Raw genomic sequence first — 20,406 nt, 5'->3', positions numbered from 1 at the left:
CATATTGTGCTACAGGGTATGCGGATGAGATTGGAATGCCTTGCATAGTAAATGTCATACTTCTGATGAGGCCCCTATGATTATCGATGCCCATGTTCATATCTGCCCTCCGGAGGTACGCAGCAACCGGGAAGCCTACCTCCCGGACGAACCGGAGTTCGCTGCCATTTACCAAGACCCCAAGGCCAAGCTGGTGGGGGCGGGCGAGCTGGTCCGGACCATGGACCAGCAGGGGGTGGATAAGTCCGTGGTTTTCGGCTTCCCCTGGCGCAAAGAGGCTCATTTCCGCTTGAACAACGACTACGTCCTGGACGCCGCGGCCAGATTCCCGGACCGGCTCATACCCTTGGCTTGCTTTGATGCCACCCACCTTAAGGCCGAACAGGAAGCCGAGCGCTGCCTGCGGGCCGGAGCCCGGGGGATCGGCGAGCTGGCCTTCTACTCCGCGGGAATAGATGAAGAGGCCAAGAACGCCCTTGTCCCCCTGGCCAATCTCTGTGCCGAGGCCAAGGCCCTTGTTTCCCTGCATACCAACGAGCCGGTCGGTCATGCCTATCCAGGCAAGAGCCCCATGACCCTGGGCCAGCTCTACTCCCTGCTCCAGGCCACTCCGAACACCACCTGGATCCTGGCCCATCTGGGCGGCGGATTGCCCTTTTTCGCCTTCCTGAAAAAAGAGGTTCGGGAGGTCCTGGCCAAGGTGTGGTTCGACACCGCAGCCATGCCCTTTCTGTACCGCCCTCAGGCCATAAAGGCCATGGCTGGGGCCGTGGGCCTGGACAAGCTGCTTCTGGGCACAGATTTTCCATTGCTGCCCCCGAAGCGCTATTTTCGGGAGTTGGCTGACTCCGGACTGGATCAGGATGGACTGGAGGCGGTTTTGGGGCACAACGCCGCCAAGCTTTTGCAGGTTGAATCTTGACTTTGCATGCTTTTGAACTATAATAAAATAAAATTGAACCACTGAAACGGTTCAAGCTGTATTCATAAGGAGGGATATATGAAGTCAATCACCATTCACGGTCTGGATGACCATGTCCATAAGCTTATCCAGGACAAGGCCAGGGGAGAAGGACTCAGTCTGAACAGGACGATAAAAAAATTACTGGAAGAATCGCTGGGTATTAGGCCGAAGACCTCCGGCAGGCACACCAATGAATTCAAAGAGTTCTGTGGTCTCTGGTCTGATGAAGATTTGACCGAATTTGAGAAAGAAACTGCAGATCTCAGACAGGTGCAGACAGAGGACTGGCAATGAACAAGGTGCTTTTGGACACCAATGCCTATACAAAGCTCTTGGCTGGAGAAACAAGAATAATTGACATTATCGCCGATGTACAAACAGTGTATATGTCAATCTTTGTGCTGGGGGAACTGTATACGGGCTTTGCCGGTGGCCAAAAGACAAAAGAGAACCAAGAAATTCTCCATAACTTTCTTCATAAGTCACCAGTCAAAATCCTAAACGCCACTTCTGAAACAGCTGAGATCTTTGGACAGGCAAAACACAAGCTCAAACGAGCCGGGACTCCCATACCGATAAACGATGTCTGGATCAGCGCCCATGCCCTTGAAACTGGATCTGTACTGATAACTTTCGACAAACACTTTCAGCACGTTCCGGGCCTACGACTCTTTCCCGGCTTTTCCTCCCCCACGTGATTGCACAAGCCCCTCCTCCTGTATAAGCAAGGACAGTTATGAACAATTCTTTCCTTCCTGTACGCATAGTTCCCAAGGAAGATGCCGTCTTCTGGCTGGACAAGGACGGCTGCTGGCGCAACCGACATGGAAAATTTCACCATCCCAAGATCATTGCCCGTTTCCACGCCTGCATCCGCAAAGATGAACACGGCTTTTACCTGACCCAGGATCACCCGGATTTTCGGGAAAAGGTCTATTTTCCCTACGAGGACACTGCTCTTTTTGTCTTTGATGTCCAGGAGAAAGACCAGAATGTGATTTTGAAGCTGAATACTGGGCAGGACGTCCCTCTCCCTCCAGACAAGCTGTCCATTCATAATGACCATCTGTATATGGATCTGGACGGAGATCGGGTCAAGTTTTCAGAACGGGCCTTGGTTACCCTGTCCAAGTATATGCAATTCGATGAGGAGCGGGGCAGGACTTGGCTCAATTATCAAGAACGATCCCGGATCATCCCTGACTACCAAGATCAAAGGTGCTAACCCAGCAAGTCCTTGGCTCATCGACACTGGGATAGATTCTTCATTCGCTTCGCTCCTTCAAAACGACAAGAAAAGCGGCATCAGAACCATCCAGCGGTCCGCCATCTTTCTGTTTGTCCTCGGGCCGTCACTCTTCCTTGTAAAACAGCACCAAGACAAAAGCCCGGGGCAGGATATCCTGCCCCGGGCTTTTGCTCTGATCTAAGCCTTTGAATCCAAGAAACAATTACTCACCGTCGATAATCCGCAAGGCGTCCTCCCGGTAGGCATCCATGATGTACGGAATACCGGTCACATCCGTCGCCTCCTGAGTCAGACAGGCCAAGTCCTTGCGGTTGATCAGATCCACCCGCCACTTGCGGGCCCCGGCCATAATCTGCTGCAGTCCAACCCGCAGCTTTTCACCGGCACTGTAGATTCCCAGGGCGCCCAGGGGCATATCGTCCACCTCCGGGCCATATATGTCCTTGAGCTCCTCATAGCACAGAAAGATCTCTTCCTTGGACTTTCCGTACTTGGCGACGGAATTGGGCAGTCCGCCGTCCTCGCCATTGAGCCAGCGTCCAATGTTTTTGCCCACCATGCCCGGAATCATCAGGGCTCGGCCCATGCACACCGCCTTGCAGTACGGAGCGCCGAGAGCCAGGGCCTTGAACATGTGATCCTCGGATGAGAACCCGCCGGCGAAGGCAATATCCGGGACCCAATGCCCTTTCTCCGCCAGCCGGTGACACAGCTCATAGGTCATTGAATGCAGATACAGGGCAGGAATGCCCCACTCAGCCATCATCCGCCAGGGACTCATGCCGGTTCCTCCCGGGGCACCATCGACAGTCAGCAGGTCGATGCGGGCCTCGGAGGCCCAGCGGATGGCCATGGCCAGCTCCCGCATGGGATAGGCGCCCGTTTTCAGGGTGACCCGCTTGGCCCCCAAGCGGCGCAGACGCTCCACCTCGTGCAGGAAGCTCTCTTTATCCACGAATCCCAGACGGGAGTGACGTTCGAATTCTTTGATCGATCCATGCTTAAAGGCCAGCTGATTTGCTTCCAGTTCAGGATCGGGAGTAACGATATACCCACGCTTTTTCAACTCCAGGGCCCGATCCAGATTACTGACCTTGATTTCTCCGCCGATGCTCTTGGCTCCCTGTCCCCATTTCAGTTCCAGGGTCTCCACACCGAGCTCTTGTACAGCATATTCAGCCACCCCCAGACGGGTGTCTTCCACGTTGAGTTGAACCAGGATATCTCCGTAGCCGCTATGATACTTGCGGTAGGCCTCAACCCGTCTCTTCAAATCCGGTGCATCCTCGACCAATCCATGCTTTCCCAGCTTGAGTTCCGGATCAATCCCGCACACGTTTTCCCCGCATACCAGGCTGATCCCGGTAATGGCTGCACCGATTGCAAAATGCTCCCAGTTCTTGCGGGCGATCTCAGTGCTGCCCAGGGCCCCGGTAAACATGGGGGACTTCATTTTTACCGGATCAAGGGTTCCAAAGGCTGTGGTGGTATCAACACTGGGGAAGGTAGCGTAATCGGGGTCGGCAACTGTGCCTTCCGCCCCCAGGGCATAGCCCATGATGTTTAAGTGTGAATAATCAATCGGATAGTCCTTGTCCGCCCCGGCCGTTATCTCCCCAAAAGGCTTGGGATACAGAAGCTCGCGGCTCCGAAAGGTCGCATTGAACATGTCGCAGTTTCCCCGGCACCCATCCACACACCGGGAGCAGATTCCTGATTGCGGGGTCACGTCCTTGGACCGGTTTTTGGTTTGCAGGGCTTCATTGGCATTGGGACGGTGCAGATTCATGTCTCCTCCCTGTTGACGTATTCTTCAGCTTACAGGCCATAAGGGCCAAACGTTCACCAGATGCAAAGCGGCTGAAGCCGGCAGCCTTGTGGCGGACACATAAGGATCCACCTCTTGTTGCTGCCGGAATGGCTTTGCCGTCATGACCAAACGATCAATCCTATATGAAGCAATCTGCATGCCACCACACACCAATATAACAGTTCACATCATTCAAGAGACTTACATATTATGCAGCACAAAAAAACCTGGCATTCGCAGCAGACACGCCCATTGTTGTACTCTGGGCCCCCGCTCAGTCGGCGGCTTTCCGTGGACTTATGGTCAGAACCAAGCATACTCTTCGTCATTTCAGCCCATTACCTAAAGAGCTCGCTCAAAACCTGGATAAATACAATTTTGTGCCAGGATTGCCAAAAAATTAAAATTTTTAAACCCAACATCGTCTCCAAGCGCCTCTGGTTCCTGTGCCTCAGACCCAAGGGGCCAGGGATGACTTGGGGTTTGACAAGCCGCTCCCGGCCTGCGTACACAAGGATCAGATTCCCTGGAGTTCTGGCTCTTCGACACAGGAAGTGGAATTGGATGCAGAAGAGATGACAAACTCCAAGAATCCACAGGCGACATCGAAGAACCGGAGTTTTTCTGCTGGCCAAAAACAGCAGACAGTCCATCTGTAGGAGCTTATATGCGTATGCTGCCCCTCGCTTTGGCCCTGGCTCTGCTGCTGGCCACGGTGACCCAACCTGCCCCTGCATCCACCCTAGCCAAAGTGCGCACAGCCCATGCCGTGGCCATGAGCGGAGACCCAAAATACCCGGCCGGCTTCAGCCACTTTGCCTATGTCAATCCTCAGGCCCCCAAAGGTGGACTGTTCCGGCAAGCAACCATCGGGGCCTTTGATACCTTCAATCCCTATGTGCCCAAGGGATACCCCGCCGAAGACATCGGCCTGATCTACGATACACTGACCGTACGCTCCGAAGACGAGCCCTTCACCCAATACGGTCTGGTCGCCGACAGGATCACCCTGCCCCAGGACCGTTCCTGGGTCCGCTTCCATATCGACCCCCGGGCCAGATTCCACGACGGGCACCCAATCACGGCCCAGGACGTAGCCTTCACCTTTAGGTTGCTCATGAAACACGGGGCACCGACCTACAAGCAGTACTATGCGGATGTGAAGGACGTGCAGGTCCTGGACCACGCCCGCGTGGAGTTCACATTCAAGGCTGGAGAAAACAAAGAACTGCCCCTGATCATCGGACAACTGCCGGTCCTTCCGGAACACTTTTGGGAGGAAAAGTCCTTTCCCGACGCAGGACTTACCGTCCCTCTCGGCAGTGGGCCGTACAGGATTGCTGATTTCAAGGCCGGCCAGTTCGTGCGCTATGAACGGGTAGAGGACTATTGGGCCCGGAATCACCCGGCAAATGTGGGCAGATACAACTTTGATGCTGTCCGGTATGATTGCTACCGGGATGAAACAGTCGCTTTGGAGGCCTTCAAAGCCGGAGAGTTTGATTTTCGCCTGGAAAACACTTCCAAGAGCTGGGCCAAGGGGTATGACTGCCCGGCCCTAAAACAGGGACGGATCACAAAGGAAGAAATCAGCCACAGCCTGCCTCAGGGCATGCAGGCCTTTGCCATGAACCTGCGCCGAAGCGTGTTTCAGGACAGGAAAACCCGTCTTGCCCTGGCCTATGCATTCGACTTCCAATGGAGCAACGAGCACCTCTTCTTTGGGCAGTACACCCGAACAGCCAGTTATTTTTCCAATTCCGAGCTGGCCAGCAGCGGACCACCTTCAGAGGCCGAACTGAACATACTCGAGCCGTATCGAAAACACCTCCCGCCCGAGGTCTTTACCCAGGCCTACAGCCCGCCGTCCACCGCCGGGGACACAACTATTCGAGAAAACCTGCGCACCGCCCATGAGCTGCTTGCTCAAGCAGGCTGGCGGATGGAAAACGGTCGCCTGACAGATGCTCAGGGCCGCCCCCTGTCCTTTGAAATCCTGCTCCAATCACCCGCCTTTCAGCGGGTCTGCATCCCGTACACCAAGAACCTCCAGCGCCTGGGAATCGACGCCTCCATTCGCTTGGTGGACACATCCCAGTACATCACCCGTATGCGGGAGTTCGATTTCGACATGACCGTCGCCGTTCTGCCCCAGTCCCTGTCACCGGGCAATGAGCAGCGCTCCTACTTTCATTCCTCGGCAGCGGATATGCCCGGGAGCAACAACTACATGGGCATCGCCAATCCGGCCGTAGACGCTTTGGTGGACAAGGTCATCAGCGCGCCGGACCGGGAATCCTTGATTGTCCGGACCAGAGCCCTGGACCGGGCTTTGCTCTGGGGCCATTACCTTGTTCCCCATTGGCACACCGACGTATTCCGGGTGGCCTACTGGGACAAGCTCAAGCACCCCCACAATACTCCGCCGTATGGACTGGGACTGTATACCTGGTGGGTACAGAATGAATCAGGACCTTAACCTGCAAAGCTGAACGATGACCTCCTACATCATCCGCAGGCTCCTGCTCATTATCCCCACCCTGATCGGGATCATGACCATCAACTTCGTTGTGGTCCAGTTCGCTCCAGGCGGCCCGGTGGAGCAGATGATCGCCAAGCTTCAGGGCCAGGGCGGGCAGGCCATAGAACGAATCCAGGGCGTCAAGGAGGCCGATGTCTCCAGCTCCACCCGTGAAAGCACCTACCGGGGGGCCCAGGGCCTGAGCCCTGAGCTGATCAATGAAATCGAGGCCCTGTACGGATTCGATCAGCCAGTACTGGTCCGCTATGTGACCATGCTCAAGGATTACGCCTGCCTGAACTTCGGAGACAGCTTTTTCCGGGACCGCAGCGTGCTGCAGCTGATCCTGGACAAAATGCCGGTCTCCGTTTCTTTGGGGTTTTGGAGCACGCTGATCATCTATGCCGTATCCATCCCTCTGGGCATCCGCAAGGCCGTCCGCCACGGGTCTTCTTTTGATGTCTGGACCAGCGCAGCCATCGTCATCGGCCACGCGGTGCCTGTCTTTCTGTTTGCCCTCATGCTGATCATCTTCTTCGCCGGAGGGACCTATCTGGACTGGTTCCCCTTGCGCGGCCTGATCTCCCCCGGGTTCGACTCTCTGTCCGTCTGGGGCAAGATCGTCGACTACTTCTGGCACCTGGCTCTGCCGGTCACAGCCATGGTCATCGGCGGATTCGCCACCCTGACCATGCTGACCAAAAACTCCTTTCTGGATGAGATCCACAAGCAGTATGTGCTCACCGCCCGGGCCAAAGGAGTCAGCGAGCGGGGGATCCTCTACGGACACGTCTTCCGCAACGCGATGCTGATCATCATCGCCGGTTTCCCAGCGGCCTTCATCAGCATGTTCTTTACCGGCTCCCTGCTCATCGAAATCATTTTTTCCCTGGACGGACTGGGCCTCTTGGGCTTTGAGTCCACGCTGCAGCGCGACTACCCGGTCATGTTCGGCACCTTGTACATCTTTACCCTTTTAGGCCTACTCACCAAATTGATCAGCGACGTGCTGTATACAGTGATCGATCCCCGGATAGATTTCGAGACCAGGGAGGGATAAGGGCATGCGCCTCACCACCCTCTCCCCCCTCAACCGCCGCCGCTGGGAGCAGTTCAAGCGCAACCGCCGTGGCTACTGGTCCCTGTATCTTTTTCTCCTCCTCTTCCTCCTCAGCATGGGAGCGGAATTCATAGCCAACGACAAGCCTCTCCTGATCTGGTACGATCACGATCTGTACTGCCCGGTGCTCTTTTCCTACCCAGAAACAGCATTCGGCGGGTTCTTCCCAACTGAAGCAGAATACCGGGACCCGGCGGTCCAGGCCATGATACAGGACAAGGGCTGGATGCTCTGGCCGCCGATACCCTTCAGCTACGATACAGTCAACTACACCATCAACCAGGCCGTGCCTGCTCCCCCCAGCTCCGAAAACTGGCTGGGAACGGACGACAACGGCCGGGATGTCCTGGCCCGGCTGATTTACGGATTCCGGATCTCGGTCCTCTTCGGGCTGGCCTTGACCGGACTGAGCTCCTTGATTGGCATAGCTGTCGGGGCGGTCCAAGGATACTACGGGGGGAAAATCGACATCCTGGGCCAGCGCTTCATTGAGATCTGGTCCGGTCTGCCGGTCTTATTTTTGCTGATTATCCTCTCCAGCTTTGTGCAGCCCAACTTCTGGTGGCTTTTGGGCATCATGCTCCTGTTCAGCTGGATGACCCTGGTGGACCTGGTCCGGGCCGAGTTTCTCCGCGGCCGGAATCTGGACTATGTGCGTGCGGCCAAGGCCCTGGGCCACCGGGACTCTACTGTCATGTTCAAGCACATCTTTCCCAATGCCATGATCGCCACCATGACCTTTCTGCCCTTTATCCTGAACGGAGCGATTACCACTTTGACTTCCCTGGATTTTCTCGGATTCGGCCTGCCGGTGGGATCGCCTTCCTTGGGTGAGCTCCTAGCCCAGGGCAAGGCCAACCTGCACGCCCCCTGGATCGGCATTTCAACCTTTGTGGTCCTGTCCTTGCTTCTCAGTCTCCTTGTCTTTATCGGCGAGGCGGCCCGGGACGCCTTTGACCCCCGGCAGAACTAAACTCCATCTGAGCCGTCACGCAATCGTATGCCCCAGCCACCTCTTTTGCATATTGAAGATCTCAGGGTCGCTTTCCATACCGGTTCGGAGTCTTTTGTGGCCGTCAACGGCGTGGACATAAGCCTTGGCAGCAAAGAAACAATGGCCCTGGTCGGCGAAAGCGGATCCGGAAAATCGGTGACCGCCCTCTCCATCCTCGGCCTGCACCACCGGCATGAGATCAGCTACCCCAGCGGACGAATCATGTTCAAGGGCAGGGACCTATTGCAGGCCAAGGAGAGTGAGCTCCGCTCCATCCGCGGCGGGCAGATAGGCATGATCTTTCAGGAGCCCCTGACTTCTCTTAATCCTTTGCACCCAGTGCACAAACAGATCAGCGAGAACATTGTCCTCCACCAGGGAGGCAGCAACTTGCAGGCCAGAGACCGCTGTCTGGAGCTGCTTAACATGGTGGGAATCGATCAGCCGGAAAAACGCATGCAGGCCTTCCCTCATCAACTGTCCGGGGGCCAGAGACAGCGGGTGATGATCGCCATGGCCCTGGCCAACGAGCCGGAGCTGCTCATAGCCGATGAACCGACGACCGCCCTGGATGTCACTGTTCAACGCCAGATCCTGGACCTTTTGGCCCGGCTGCAGGAACGCATGCACATGGCCGTGCTCTTTATCTCCCATGATTTGAGCGTTGTCCGGCATATCGCAGACAAGGTGGCGGTCATGTCCCAGGGGAAAGTGGTTGAAACCGGGACCGCGCAGGAAATCTTCCAATCCCCCAGACACGCCTACACCCGCCATCTGGTATCCTCCGAACCCAGCGGGCGTGCCGTTCCCCTGTCTTCCGGCCCAGAGCCTGTCCTGGATGTAACGAATCTGCGGGTCTGGTTCCCAATTTCCAAGGGGATCCTGAAGCGGACTGTGGATCACTTCAAAGCCGTGGACGGGGTGGATGTGGATATCAAGGCCGGGGAAAGTGTGGGCATTGTCGGTGAGAGCGGTTCAGGCAAGACCACCCTGGGCCTGGCCGTCCTTCGGCTGATCCACAGCCAGGGGAAAATACTCCTCAACGGCCGCCGTATTGATCAGCTATCCCCCAAGAAAATGCGTCCGCTGCGCAAAGACATCCAGGTGGTTTTTCAGGACCCTTTCGGCAGCCTCAGCCCGCGCATGCCGGCACAGGACATCATTGCCGAAGGCCTGGGCCTGCACAGAGGAGCAGACAAAAACGAGCAGGAAATGCTGGTCATTAAAGCCATGGAAACCGTGCATCTGGACCCCGAGTTCCGAAACCGCTACCCGCACGAATTCTCCGGCGGCCAAAGACAGCGCATCGCCATTGCCCGTGCCCTTGTCCTGCGCCCCAAGTTGATTATTCTGGATGAGCCCACTTCTTCCCTGGATCGTTCCGTGCAGGGCCAAATCATCGACCTCCTGCGCAAACTGCAGGCCGAAATGCGGCTTTCCTACCTGTTCATCTCCCATGATCTCAAGCTGGTCCGCGCCCTGTGCCACCGGGTCCTGGTCATGCGTCAGGGCCGGATCGTGGAATCCGGCCTGGCTGAAGACATCTTTACCAGCCCCCGGACCGCATATACCCGGGAGCTTTTGCAGGCGGCATTCGCCTGAGAGGTCAGCTGCCTCGATTACACATTTTGCGCTTGACGCAAAATGTGGCTCTTCGACACAAAACGTGGAATTGCATACATAAGAGTTTGCCGTCTCTTCTGTGTGCCGTAAGCGTAAGGCCCGTACATTTTCTTGGTCCCGCCAAAAGGGGGAAACCCGGCACTCACGTGCATGATAAGCTTTAGGCACACAGAAAGCAGTGACCTGCACGTGAGTAGCCGGGAGGGGGCAGGGATCCCCCTTTGGCGGGGCTTAGAAAATACCGGGCCGAAAGTGGGCACACAGAAGAGACGGCGAACGCCAAAAATCCACAGGCTACGTCGAAGAACCCAAAATATGTACTACAGCGGCTCATTCTCCACCAGATTCCATATCCCACAAGGACAGGCGGCGGCACAGAACCCGCAGCCGATGCACCGCTCCGGATCGACCACCAGCTCAAAGTCCCCGTCCTCAAAGCCATGCCTGGTAATGGCCGCCTGAGGGCAGATGGCTATGCAGATCCCGCAGTCCCGGCACGTGCCGCATGACGCGCATTCCCCGGCGCACTCCTCCACTCCGGAAAGACTCGTCCGCCGCGGATCAAAGTACTCCAGGGTGATCCGGCTGCGATCAATCATCGGCCGGTCCACATCTTCCGGATCCTTCGTCCCGGACCGGAAGCGGGCGTCAAGGGTCCGGGCGACTGTCCGTCCGGCTCCAATGGCGTCGGTGATCAGCCCGGGCCTGACCGCATCCCCGACAGCAAAAACCTTGGGGTCAGCGGTTTGATAGGTGGCGTCCACGCGCACGAATCCGTGCTCAAGATCCGCGCTGTCCGGAAGGAATCCGGTCTCCAGCTGATCACCCACGGAGACGATCACAGTATCTGCGGGCAAAAATTCCCCATCAGTCAGCTCTATCCCGTCTGCTCGAACTTCCTTGACATGCACCGGCCAGCGGAACGTAGCTCCCGCAGCCTCTGCCGCCCTGCGTTCCTCCCCAAAGGACGCAGGTTCCTGGATATCCAGGAGGGTGACCTCCTCCGCTCCCAGCCTGGCTGCTTCAGTTGCTGCGTCGCAGCCCACATTTCCGGCCCCGATGATCACCACCTGTTTGCCCGGACTGGCTGTATCCTCCTGAGCCCGGCGCAGAAATTCCAGGGCCGAGACCAGATGTTCCTTGCCCGGCAGTGGAAGTACCCTGGGTTCGTGGGCTCCGACAGCCACGACCAACGCGTCGTACTCCTCCCGCAGCCGGTCCACCTGGTCCTTGCTCAAGGGATGCTGCAAATGAATGGAGGGCAAGACCTCCCGGATCCGTTCCAGCTCGTGGTATAACACCTTGTGCGGAATACGCGAGCCGGGTATGACCTGACTGATCTTGCCCCCCAGGCTCCCTCCCCGATCGAAGACAACCGGCTCATGCCCCAGCAGACGAAGCTGCCAGGCCACGGACAGGCCCGCCGGACCGGCTCCGAGCACAGCCACCCGGGCACCGGACAACGGGGGCAGCTGGGGAGCCTTGGCCTCCAGACTGGCCCGGCCCAGCTGAGCCACATCCACTGCCGGGATCTGCTGTCCGGCCCGGGTGCAGCTCTGCATGCACAGATTGGGGCAGAGATAGCCGCAGACAGTGGCCGGAAACGGGGTGTAGGACAGGGCCAGATCAACAGCCTCGTCAACCCGTCCTTCGCGCACCAGACGCCAGCGTTCCTGGACCGGTATGCCGGTTGGACAACTGGCCTCGCACGGGGCGGCAAAGACCCGGTTCTCCCACACCGGCACGTACCGCCGCAGATCTCCGGTGGTAATGACTGGAATCGTCGAGCGGTCGTCCCTGCTTATGTCCCCGATCAAACCGCCCTGGCCCAACTCCCGGTCCCAGACCGTGGTCCTGAACGAACCCATTCCCGGCCGGGGCAAACCCCTTTTTTCCTCGGGCGTCCTGGCCCGCAGACACTGCCATTGTTCCCGGCGAGCAAGCTCTGAATACAGATCTTCCTGCTCAATCCGTTGGACAAAAAGCTGCAGACCAGCGGTCAGCCAGTTCCAATCCTGGTCCGAAACCGCTTCCAGCACCGCATCAGGCCGGCTGTATCCCTGATGGGGGCCCCGAAAGAATATCTTGCCCCCGACCATGCCCACACAGGGCCGATACCCGAGGATGTTCTCCGGATTCTGGGGCTGATACCCGCAGATCACGGCGATGCCTCCGGCCATGAACTCGGCGAAATAGTCGCCGACCGAGCCCAGGACCCAGAGTTCGGGTGGATCGAACCGGGGATTGTGCTTGGTCATGGTCATGCATCTGGCCCCGGTGTTTCCCGCCACCAAGATCCGGCCTTGGGCCATGGCATTGGCTGTGCCGTTGCCAACGTGGCCGTGCACCACAATCTCCGCCCCGGCGTTCAGCCAGCCCACATCGTCTGAGGCATTGCCCATGACCTCAATATGCGTGTTGGCAAAGCCCATGGATCCCACCCGCTGCCCCGGCGGACCGATGATGGTGATCTGCACCTGTTCCCGCCCTGCGGACCACAGTCGTCCCCCGATGCCGTGATGGCCCATGGCCTCCACCTGCAGGTGGCGGTGCCCATGCCGTACTGCCTCTTGTATCCTTTCCTCCAGGACCCGGGACTCAATCCGGCGGCCCTGTTCCTTGCCTGAAATGCGCTGCCATGTATCGCTCATCATTGTACTGACCTCACACCACATACCGTATTTGCAGCCGCTGGGCTATGTTCGGGTCATCAATCCCCAGGGCGTCGGACATGCCTATGGGCAGGGAGGTGGATCTGCCCAGAGGGGCCACGATCTTGCGCAGCTCTGTATCAAAAGACAAAAAGAGATCCACCACCCGCTCAGCCACCTTTTCCGGGTCCAGACGGCGATACAGTCGGGGATCCTGGGAGGTGATCCCCTTGGGGCACAGGCCGATGTTGCAGATGTTGCACCGGTCAGTCTCCGAACCCAGACATCCAGCCCCGGCCTGCATCACGTACTTGCCGATCTGCACCCCGCTGGCTCCGAGCATGATCAAAGCCGCGGCATTGGCCGCCAGATTGCCCCGCTTGCCCACCCCCCCGGCGGCAAACAGGGGGATTTCGTTCTGCTTGCCCAGCTTGACCAGGTTCAGGTAGCAATCTCGCAGATTGCTGGCGATTGGGTGCCCCATGTGGTCCATGGACACATTGTAGGCCGCCCCTGTCCCCCCGTCTTCACCGTCAATGGCCAGCCCGGCCGCGTAATCGTTCCTGGTCAGGTTGTTCAATACAGCCAAGGCGGTCGAGGTAGCGGAGATCTTGGGATAAACCGGGACTCGAAACCCCCAGGCCATGGACATGGACTGGATCATTTTGGCCACCGCTTCTTCAATGGAGTACTTGGTCTGGTGCGTCGGCGGGCTGGGCAGGCTCACCCCGGGGGGCACCCCCCGTATAGCTGCGATCAGCCTGTTCACCTTGTACCACATCAAAAGCCCTCCGTCCCCGGGCTTGGCCCCCTGTCCGTACTTGATCTCCACAGCACAAGGGTCTTCGGTCATTTCCGGCAGGGCGTGAATGATCTCGTCCCACCCGAAATATCCGCTGGCGATCTGCAGGATCACGTATTTCAAGAACCTGGACCTGAGCAGCCTCGGCGGACACCCCCCTTCGCCTGTGGCCATGCGCACCGGCATGCCCAGCTCCTCGTTCAGATAGGCCACCCCCATCATCAATCCTTCCCACATGTTCGGAGACAGGGCTCCAAAGGACATGGAGCCAATGATCAAGGGATAGATCTCCCGCACCGGCGGGGTCCAGCTGTTCTCTTTCCAGGCCGCAATCTGCTCCTCCGGAGAAAGGACCCTGCCCAGCAGGGTGCGAAGCTCAAACTCGTGCCGGCCGGCGTCCAGGGCCGGGTCTGTGAGCATGGAGATGCGGGTGAACTTGATCCGGTCCAAAACACCTTCCGGCACATTCCGCCGTCCGCCTCTCCGCCTTGGCTGCCCGCCGCGATTGACATGAAACCTGAGCTTGTCCGCCTCGTCCGATCGATAGGGCAAAATGGCGTCATTGGGGCAGACCTGGGCGCACATGGCGCACCCGACGCAGGCATAGGCGGGATCTATCCGCTGCCGGATGCCGTGATACACGCTGTGGGCCGTGCTTGGTGAATGCCCCAAGCTCAGATCAGCCTGCACCGAACGCTTGCGGAATACGCCCAGCTCAATGGCCTGCACCGGACAAACCGCAGTACACCTGCCGCACAGGGTACAGCGCTCCTTGCTCCAATGCACCTGCCAGGGGAGATCCTTGATGCTTAATGAACTCGGGACAAGGGATCCAGTTGCGAGCATATGCGAACCTCCTGGCGCTCACGGCTGATGATAGCGGTGTCCAGATGCATGGGCTGAAACGTCCTGTGCTGATCTGCGTCCGGAATCACGGCATCCACACCGCAGATCTCCGAGGACAGGGCGTAGTATCCCGGCTTCCCCCCCACCACACCAGGGCGCAGCTTCTTCCTGTCCTGGACCATGAACAGCGACTTGTCCGGCAGGCAGCCGATAACGCAGTTGGGCCCGTCGATGATCAACCGCCGGCAAATCTGCTTCAGCCGGCGCAGGAAATCCGCGTTTGGATGTCCGCGCAGATCGTCCTCCTGCAAGGGGGTGATGATGTGCTTGTAGGCTTCCGGCTTAAGCCCTAGGCTGTTTAGCAGGTAATGCATGATGTGGGTAAAGACCTCGGAGTCGGATTCATAGCCCATGTACCCGGCAAAGCCCCGGGAGCTCAAGAACTCCTTGATGGGGACAAAGGCTGTGTTCTCCCCATTGGTCATGCTGGCCACTCCCTGAATGAAAAAGGGGTGGCAGGCGTAGAGATTGATGGCGTAGTTGGTGTTCTGCCGTCCCTGGGCCAGAATCACCCTGGCCTGCAGTTCCTCGTGGTCCAGATGCAGATACTCGGCCACCTCATAAGGGTCTCCGATCTCCTTGACCATAATCACATCCGGCCAGAAGCTGAACACGATCATGTCCTTGTGCTCCTCCCCCATTTGGCGAAGGGTGAGCCGGATGGTGAGCAGCCGGTGCTCAATCTCTGACTGGGACAGCTCTTCCCAGTTTTCAGGATAATCATAGGCCCGAATGAGGTACATATCCCGCTTTGGGACCCCGGAAGGCGGCTCCTTGGCCACTTTGAAGCCCAGGCGGTACTTGGTCTTGAATCCGATGTTCATCATGTACTGGTCCAGGCGCTTCAGGCCGTCCTGGCTGAAGATCCCGGACAATATGGGCGCCCCCTTGAAATATTCAAAGGGTCCACCCAGATCGGTGAGCATGATTCCCACCCCGGAGCCGTCGTGTCCCTCGCGCATGGCGTCCATGGCCTGGATGGCCGTCATTGGCGACTGCGGCTCCTGACTGGTGAGGGCAAATAACCGGCACATAGTCTTTCCTCCTCCACTACACACACATCCTTTCCCACATCTTTCGAATCTCTCGTCTGCCCACCTGAATATCGCTCCATTCCCGGATGGAGGTCCCAGCCTTCCCCGGCGGCCACAGCCCGTTTTCTTGCAGCCGGATGAACGTATCCCGGCTGATCAGGGGCCAGGCCTGATTGGTCAAAAGTTGCAGCCGGAGCTCCAGGCTGCGCAGAGCAACATACCACTTGCGCAGTGCGTCCAGGTGCAAAGTTGAAAGCCCGGCTTCAGGACCGAGCATGTCAATCAGGTCAATGACCCCCAGGGCCCGCATCTGTCTCCCACCTCGGGTCAACTGCACTCCCTGAATCAGGAATTCCACGTCAGCAAGTCCCCCCGGACCCAGTTTGAGATCCAGGGTTGACCGTGTCTCCCTGCTCCGCTCCACCTCCATACGCTGTCGGAGCTGGCATAGTCTGGGCCAGACCGCCTCTCTGGCTCTGGGTTTGGCACATATCTCCCCTGCCTCTTCCTCCAGCTGCTGCCCCAGACTGCTGTTTCCTCCCACCGCCCGCATGCGCAGCAAGGCTTGGATCTCCCAGACGTCCGCCTCCCGGTGGTAATACCCCAACCACCTGGAAACGCTGACAATAAGCGGGCCATAGGTCCCAGAGGGCCGGATTTGAGCATCAACCACATAGCCGGGCCCTTCCTGCAGGGGAGTGCTTACCATGCGCATGAAGCGCTGGATGAGCTTGACCATCCGAGCCGGGATTTGGTCTGTATCCTGTTCAAGGGCACAGACAAACATCAGATCCACATCGGACAGATACCCCATCTCCCGGCTTCCCAGCTTGCCCAAGCCCAGAACAGCAATCGGCAGCTTGAGATCCGGAACATAGTGGCTGACAACGGCCTCCCACGTGGCTTGAATCGTCCAGTCGGCCAGGGCGGTCAATTCCTCTTCCGCCCCGGCCGGGCCGAACCAGCCCCGCAGATCGTTGACCACGATTTCCAGCATCCGCTCATTTTTCAGTCTGCGAATCCACTCCAGTCTCTGTTCATAACCCCGTTCCCGATGCACAATGCTCCAGGCCCTGTCCGCCCAGAGAGGATCCGGTCCGGAGAGCTCATTCTCGGGCAGGCCTTCAAGCAGGCTGGGTTGGTGCAGCAGCAGGGAGGATACGAACCGGGAAACAGCAGTGGCGTACATGACGTGTTCCAGCCACCACGGGGCCCGGTTCAGCAAAACCGTCAAGCCGGGCCGGACACCGGCCTTATGCAGCAGCTCGCCGACCCGGATGCTCCAGGCATTGCCGTCCCCCTTGTCCCCGGTTTTTTCCAGACGGCTAGCGGCTGCCTGGACAGCCTTGCGGACTTCCCGGCGAAATGGAGGACAGGACACTATGTCCTCGGCCATGCGTGCCCCCCAGCTCCCGGCCTCTTCCCCGGGGCCCGGATCCTGAACACTGGCTGAGGGGCGGAAAAGGGCACTGAAGTGGGAGTGCACCTCGTCGCGCACCTCCTGCAGCGTTCGGGACAGCTCTGCACCGGACGAAAATCCGAGGACCGCGGCCAATCGATCCATATCCTGGTCAGACCGGGGCAGGACATGGGTCTGCCGATTGCTCTCCAGCTGCACCCAGTGTTCTGTTCTTCGAAGCAGAATATAGGCAGAGGACAGGGAATCTGCCGCTTCCCTGGGCATGAGCCCCAGACTGGTCAGCACCTGGAGGCAGCGCAAGGTGTTCGGCTCGTCAAGCCCGGGATGACGTCCGCCGTACACAAGCTGCATGGACTGGACCACAAACTCTACTTCCCGGATCCCGCCCACTCCCAGCTTGAGGTTAAAAGGGGCGTCTTCCCTGCCCCGGGCCTCATCCAGGACGTGATCGCGCATCGCCTTGAGCTCGTCCAGGGCCTGAAAGTCGAGAAAGCGACGGAAAACAAAGGGTCGAATCTGATCCAGGAAGCTGTTGCCGATGCCCCGCTGACCGGCGACAGGTCTGGCCTTGAGCAACGCTTGGCGCTCCCAGGACCGGCCATGGATCTGATAGTGATTCAGGGCTTGATCCACTGAGACCACCATCTCTCCCTCCCTGCCTCCCGGCCGCAGGCGCATGTCAACGATAAACACCCGATCTCCGCCGACCTGTTCGGACACAAGCCGAATCAAGGCCTGACTCAACCGGCGCAGGACCGGTTTGTATCCGCCTTGTCCGGCTCCACCCTGTCTAGAGAGGTCATGCACAAACATCAGATCGATGTCGGAGACAAAATTGAGTTCATCGCCGCCCAGCTTGCCCAGCCCCAGGACCCCGAGGTGCCCCGCCCCCTTGTGCAGTATGTCCGGATCCAGGGCGGAAGCATCCGTCCATAGATCCGGCCTGGAGTCGAGCAGGTGCAATCCTGCCTGCAGACAGGCCCGGGCCAGATCGCCGACCTGGGAGACGACCTCGGAGAAATCGGCCAGCCCGAAGGCGTCCCGTCCGGCCAAGCGGGCGAAATGCCGCTGCTTAAATGCCCGGAAGGCGAGGGCCACATCTGTAAAGGTCGCACACTGGGTGCAGCTCTGGTGAAGCTCCCGATACAGCTCAGGAAGAGGAACCTTGCGCCACAGGGCGCGCTTGTGCATCAGCCAGTGCACGAGCTCCTCGTTGTGCAGCAGCCTGGCCAAATACCGGGACCCTGTCCGCAATCGGTCCAAATCCGGAGTGGTGGGCTGCTGTGTTCTCATCCTTCCCCATCTGTTGGCAGGCAAAAAAAGGGAACTGCCCGGATGGCCGTTCCCTGTATGCTTCTGATTTCCATTCCAGCCCTTGGACCCAGCAAACGTCACAATCCACAGGCTGGGTCGAAGCCCCCCGGGTCATATGTCGTAATAGAGCATGAACTCGTACGGATGGGGCCGCAACCGGACCGGGTCGACCTCACTGTTTCGCTTGTACGTGATCCAGGCCTGGATCACGTCTTCAGTAAAGACATCCCCCTGGCACAAGAACTCATGATCCTCTTCCAGTGCAGCCAGGGCCTCGTCCAGAGACCCGGGGGTGGATGGGACGTTTGTGAGCTCTTCCGGGCTCAGGGAATAAATGTCCTTGTCCAGAGGCTCTCCTGGATCGATACGCTTTTCTATCCCGTCGATGGCGGCCATGAGCATAGCGCTGAAGGCCATATAGCCGTTGCACGACGGATCCGGAAAACGGATCTCGATCCGCTTGGCCTTGGGTGAATCGGAGTACATGGGTATCCGCAGGGCCGCACTCCGGTTTCGGCTGGAGTAGGCCAGGTTGACCGGGGCTTCGTAACCTGGGACCAGCCGCTTGTAGGAATTCGTGGTCGGATTGGTCAGGGCGCACAGGGCCTTGGCGTGTTTAAGCACTCCGCCCACGGCGTGCATGGCCATTTCGCTTAACCCCGCGTACTGATCTCCGGCGAACAGGGGCTCTCCGTCCTTCCAGATGGACAGGTGGGTATGCATGCCTGACCCATTGTCCCCGAACAAGGGCTTGGGCATGAATGTCACCGTTTTGTTGTGCGACCGGGCCACATTCTTGATGATGTACTTAAACCACATCAGCTGATCGCCCATGGCCACCAACGGGGCAAAGCGCATATCGATCTCCGCCTGTCCGGCGGTAGCCACCTCGTGGTGCTGGCATTCGACACGGATCCCAAGATCCTGCATCTGCAGAACCATTTCGTTTCGCATGTCGTTTAAGGAATCCGTGGGGGGAACCGGGAAATACCCTTCTTTGTGCCGCGGTTTATAGCCCAAGTTCGGCCTTTCATCCCGGCCTGTATTCCAAATCCCTTCAGATGAATCTATGGAATAGAACCCGAAATTGGATGCCGAGTCATAGCGGATATCGTCAAAGATGAAGAACTCCGCTTCTGGACCGATAAAGGCGGTATCTCCAATACCGGTGAACCTCAAATACTCCTCGGCCTTCTGGGCGATATATCTGGGATCCCGGGAGTACTTTTCCTTGGTCACCGGGTCGACGATATTCCCGATCAAGGTCAAAGTGGGCACCTTGGTGAATGGGTCCATCAAGGCTGTGCTCGGATCCGGAACCACCAGCATGTCGCTGGCGTTGATGGGCAGCCATCCGCGGATGCTGGATCCGTCGAAACCAAAGCCGTCCTCAAAGGAACTTTCGTCAAACTCGCTCATGGGGATGGAAAAGTGCTGCCAGATTCCCGGGAAGTCCAAGAACCGGAAATCCACCATTTTTGCCCCCTGCTCTTGAGCAAAGCTCACCACCTCTTTCGGGGTCATAGGATGCCTCCTTCATACATGTGCATCAATAATTGCTAAAGATAGCTAAGCAAGGAACATGCCACATTAAGCAGCACTGCATCCCCCATCTCTGGGAGAATCTTGCGTGCTTTGCCCCCCCTGTCATTGACCACCCCAATGGAGCCACCCATGATCGGCTAATCGGGCCACCCTATGATCGCCCTAATGGGGCCAGTTTTAAGTGGCCATCTTGAGGTTGCGAACCCCCCATTTTTTAGGCTGATTTTTGGCTTTTTTCCACCTCTTTTTTGAGAGCTTGGTTTGGCTTTGGTTTCCTGTAGCTGGGCCCATCCAAATAGACCAGGTAGGCATCATGCCGGAGTCTATCGATGGTAGCTGATCCCAAAAGCTTGTTTTCAAAGGCCCGGTCCCATTCCTGGAAATCAAGGTTGCTTGTAATGATGGTGGATGCATGTTCATATCTTTGGGCCACGAGATCGTGCAAGTCTTCGT

The 20,406-nt window shown here is 58.0% G+C and carries 15 protein-coding genes; 8 read left to right on the top strand and 7 right to left on the bottom strand.

The annotated features are described in order from the left end of the window. Nucleotides 1-76 precede the first annotated feature (76 nt). The 4 genes from N902_RS0101445 (at nucleotide 77) to N902_RS0101430 (ending at nucleotide 2,189) form a co-directional block, all read left to right on the top strand. Nucleotides 77-922, top strand: coding sequence for an amidohydrolase family protein (locus N902_RS0101445; RefSeq protein WP_027369478.1), 846 nt, complete (start codon nucleotides 77-79; stop codon nucleotides 920-922). A gap of 78 nt (nucleotides 923-1,000) precedes the next feature. Further along, on the top strand, nucleotides 1,001-1,258 hold the full coding sequence (locus N902_RS0101440) for a hypothetical protein (protein WP_027369477.1): 258 nt from the start codon (nucleotides 1,001-1,003) through the stop codon (nucleotides 1,256-1,258). After that, a complete protein-coding gene (locus N902_RS0101435; RefSeq protein ID WP_027369476.1) occupies nucleotides 1,255-1,662 on the top strand; it encodes a type II toxin-antitoxin system VapC family toxin in 408 nt (135 codons plus the stop codon). The genes N902_RS0101440 and N902_RS0101435 overlap by 4 nt, the downstream gene beginning before the upstream one ends. 38 nt (nucleotides 1,663-1,700) lie before the next feature. Next, on the top strand, nucleotides 1,701-2,189 hold the full coding sequence (locus N902_RS0101430; protein ID WP_027369475.1) for a hypothetical protein: 489 nt from the start codon (nucleotides 1,701-1,703) through the stop codon (nucleotides 2,187-2,189). Nucleotides 2,190-2,415: 226 nt separating this feature from the next. Here N902_RS0101430 and N902_RS0101420 read toward each other — a convergent pair whose 3' ends face one another. Then, nucleotides 2,416-4,002, bottom strand: a complete 1,587-nt coding sequence (locus N902_RS0101420; RefSeq protein ID WP_027369474.1) for an FMN-binding glutamate synthase family protein — start codon at nucleotides 4,000-4,002, stop codon at nucleotides 2,416-2,418. 688 nt (nucleotides 4,003-4,690) lie between these two features. Here N902_RS0101420 and N902_RS0101415 point away from each other — a divergent pair. The 4 genes from N902_RS0101415 to N902_RS0101400 are packed head-to-tail and all read left to right on the top strand — an operon-like array spanning nucleotide 4,691 to nucleotide 10,260. Beyond that, nucleotides 4,691-6,502: an extracellular solute-binding protein gene (locus N902_RS0101415; RefSeq protein WP_027369473.1), complete on the top strand. Its 1,812-nt coding sequence runs from the start codon at nucleotides 4,691-4,693 to the stop codon at nucleotides 6,500-6,502. Between the two features lie 16 nt (nucleotides 6,503-6,518). After that, on the top strand, nucleotides 6,519-7,604 hold the full coding sequence (locus N902_RS0101410) for a microcin C ABC transporter permease YejB (protein WP_027369472.1): 1,086 nt from the start codon (nucleotides 6,519-6,521) through the stop codon (nucleotides 7,602-7,604). A gap of 4 nt (nucleotides 7,605-7,608) precedes the next feature. Then, the gene (locus N902_RS0101405) at nucleotides 7,609-8,637 is read left to right on the top strand and encodes an ABC transporter permease (protein ID WP_027369471.1); all 1,029 of its coding nucleotides are present in this window, start codon (nucleotides 7,609-7,611) and stop codon (nucleotides 8,635-8,637) included. A gap of 27 nt (nucleotides 8,638-8,664) precedes the next feature. Then, on the top strand, nucleotides 8,665-10,260 hold the full coding sequence (locus N902_RS0101400) for an ABC transporter ATP-binding protein (RefSeq protein ID WP_027369470.1): 1,596 nt from the start codon (nucleotides 8,665-8,667) through the stop codon (nucleotides 10,258-10,260). 341 nt (nucleotides 10,261-10,601) lie between these two features. Here N902_RS0101400 and N902_RS0101395 read toward each other — a convergent pair whose 3' ends face one another. The 6 genes from N902_RS0101395 to N902_RS15860 form a co-directional block, all read right to left on the bottom strand. Then, nucleotides 10,602-12,932 (bottom strand): FAD-dependent oxidoreductase, encoded by a 2,331-nt coding sequence (locus N902_RS0101395; protein ID WP_027369469.1) that lies wholly within the window; start codon nucleotides 12,930-12,932, stop codon nucleotides 10,602-10,604. 13 nt (nucleotides 12,933-12,945) lie between these two features. After that, complete coding sequence (locus N902_RS0101390; RefSeq protein WP_027369468.1) at nucleotides 12,946-14,580, bottom strand: glutamate synthase-related protein; 1,635 nt, start codon at nucleotides 14,578-14,580, stop codon at nucleotides 12,946-12,948. Next, nucleotides 14,544-15,674 carry a class II glutamine amidotransferase domain-containing protein gene (locus N902_RS0101385; protein WP_027369467.1) on the bottom strand — a complete coding sequence of 377 codons (1,131 nt, stop codon included), beginning with the start codon at nucleotides 15,672-15,674 and terminating at the stop codon, nucleotides 14,544-14,546. Before N902_RS0101385 ends, N902_RS0101390 begins: the two co-directional genes overlap by 37 nt. 16 nt (nucleotides 15,675-15,690) lie before the next feature. Further along, the gene (locus N902_RS0101380; protein ID WP_153304115.1) at nucleotides 15,691-18,387 is read right to left on the bottom strand and encodes a [protein-PII] uridylyltransferase family protein; all 2,697 of its coding nucleotides are present in this window, start codon (nucleotides 18,385-18,387) and stop codon (nucleotides 15,691-15,693) included. A 132-nt stretch (nucleotides 18,388-18,519) separates the two neighbouring features. After that, nucleotides 18,520-19,932: a type I glutamate--ammonia ligase gene (glnA, locus tag N902_RS0101375; RefSeq protein ID WP_027369465.1), complete on the bottom strand. Its 1,413-nt coding sequence runs from the start codon at nucleotides 19,930-19,932 to the stop codon at nucleotides 18,520-18,522. Between the two features lie 235 nt (nucleotides 19,933-20,167). Further along, the coding region (locus N902_RS15860; protein ID WP_034621231.1) for an ATP-binding protein at nucleotides 20,168-20,406 on the bottom strand (239 nt) is incomplete at its 5' end.

This window comes from Desulfovermiculus halophilus DSM 18834, assembly GCF_000620765.1.
Classification (GTDB): Bacteria; Desulfobacterota; Desulfovibrionia; order Desulfovibrionales; family Desulfothermaceae; genus Desulfovermiculus; species Desulfovermiculus halophilus.
Note: the sequence above shows the minus strand (reverse complement) of the source record. Positions and strands in the feature narration are given on the sequence as shown.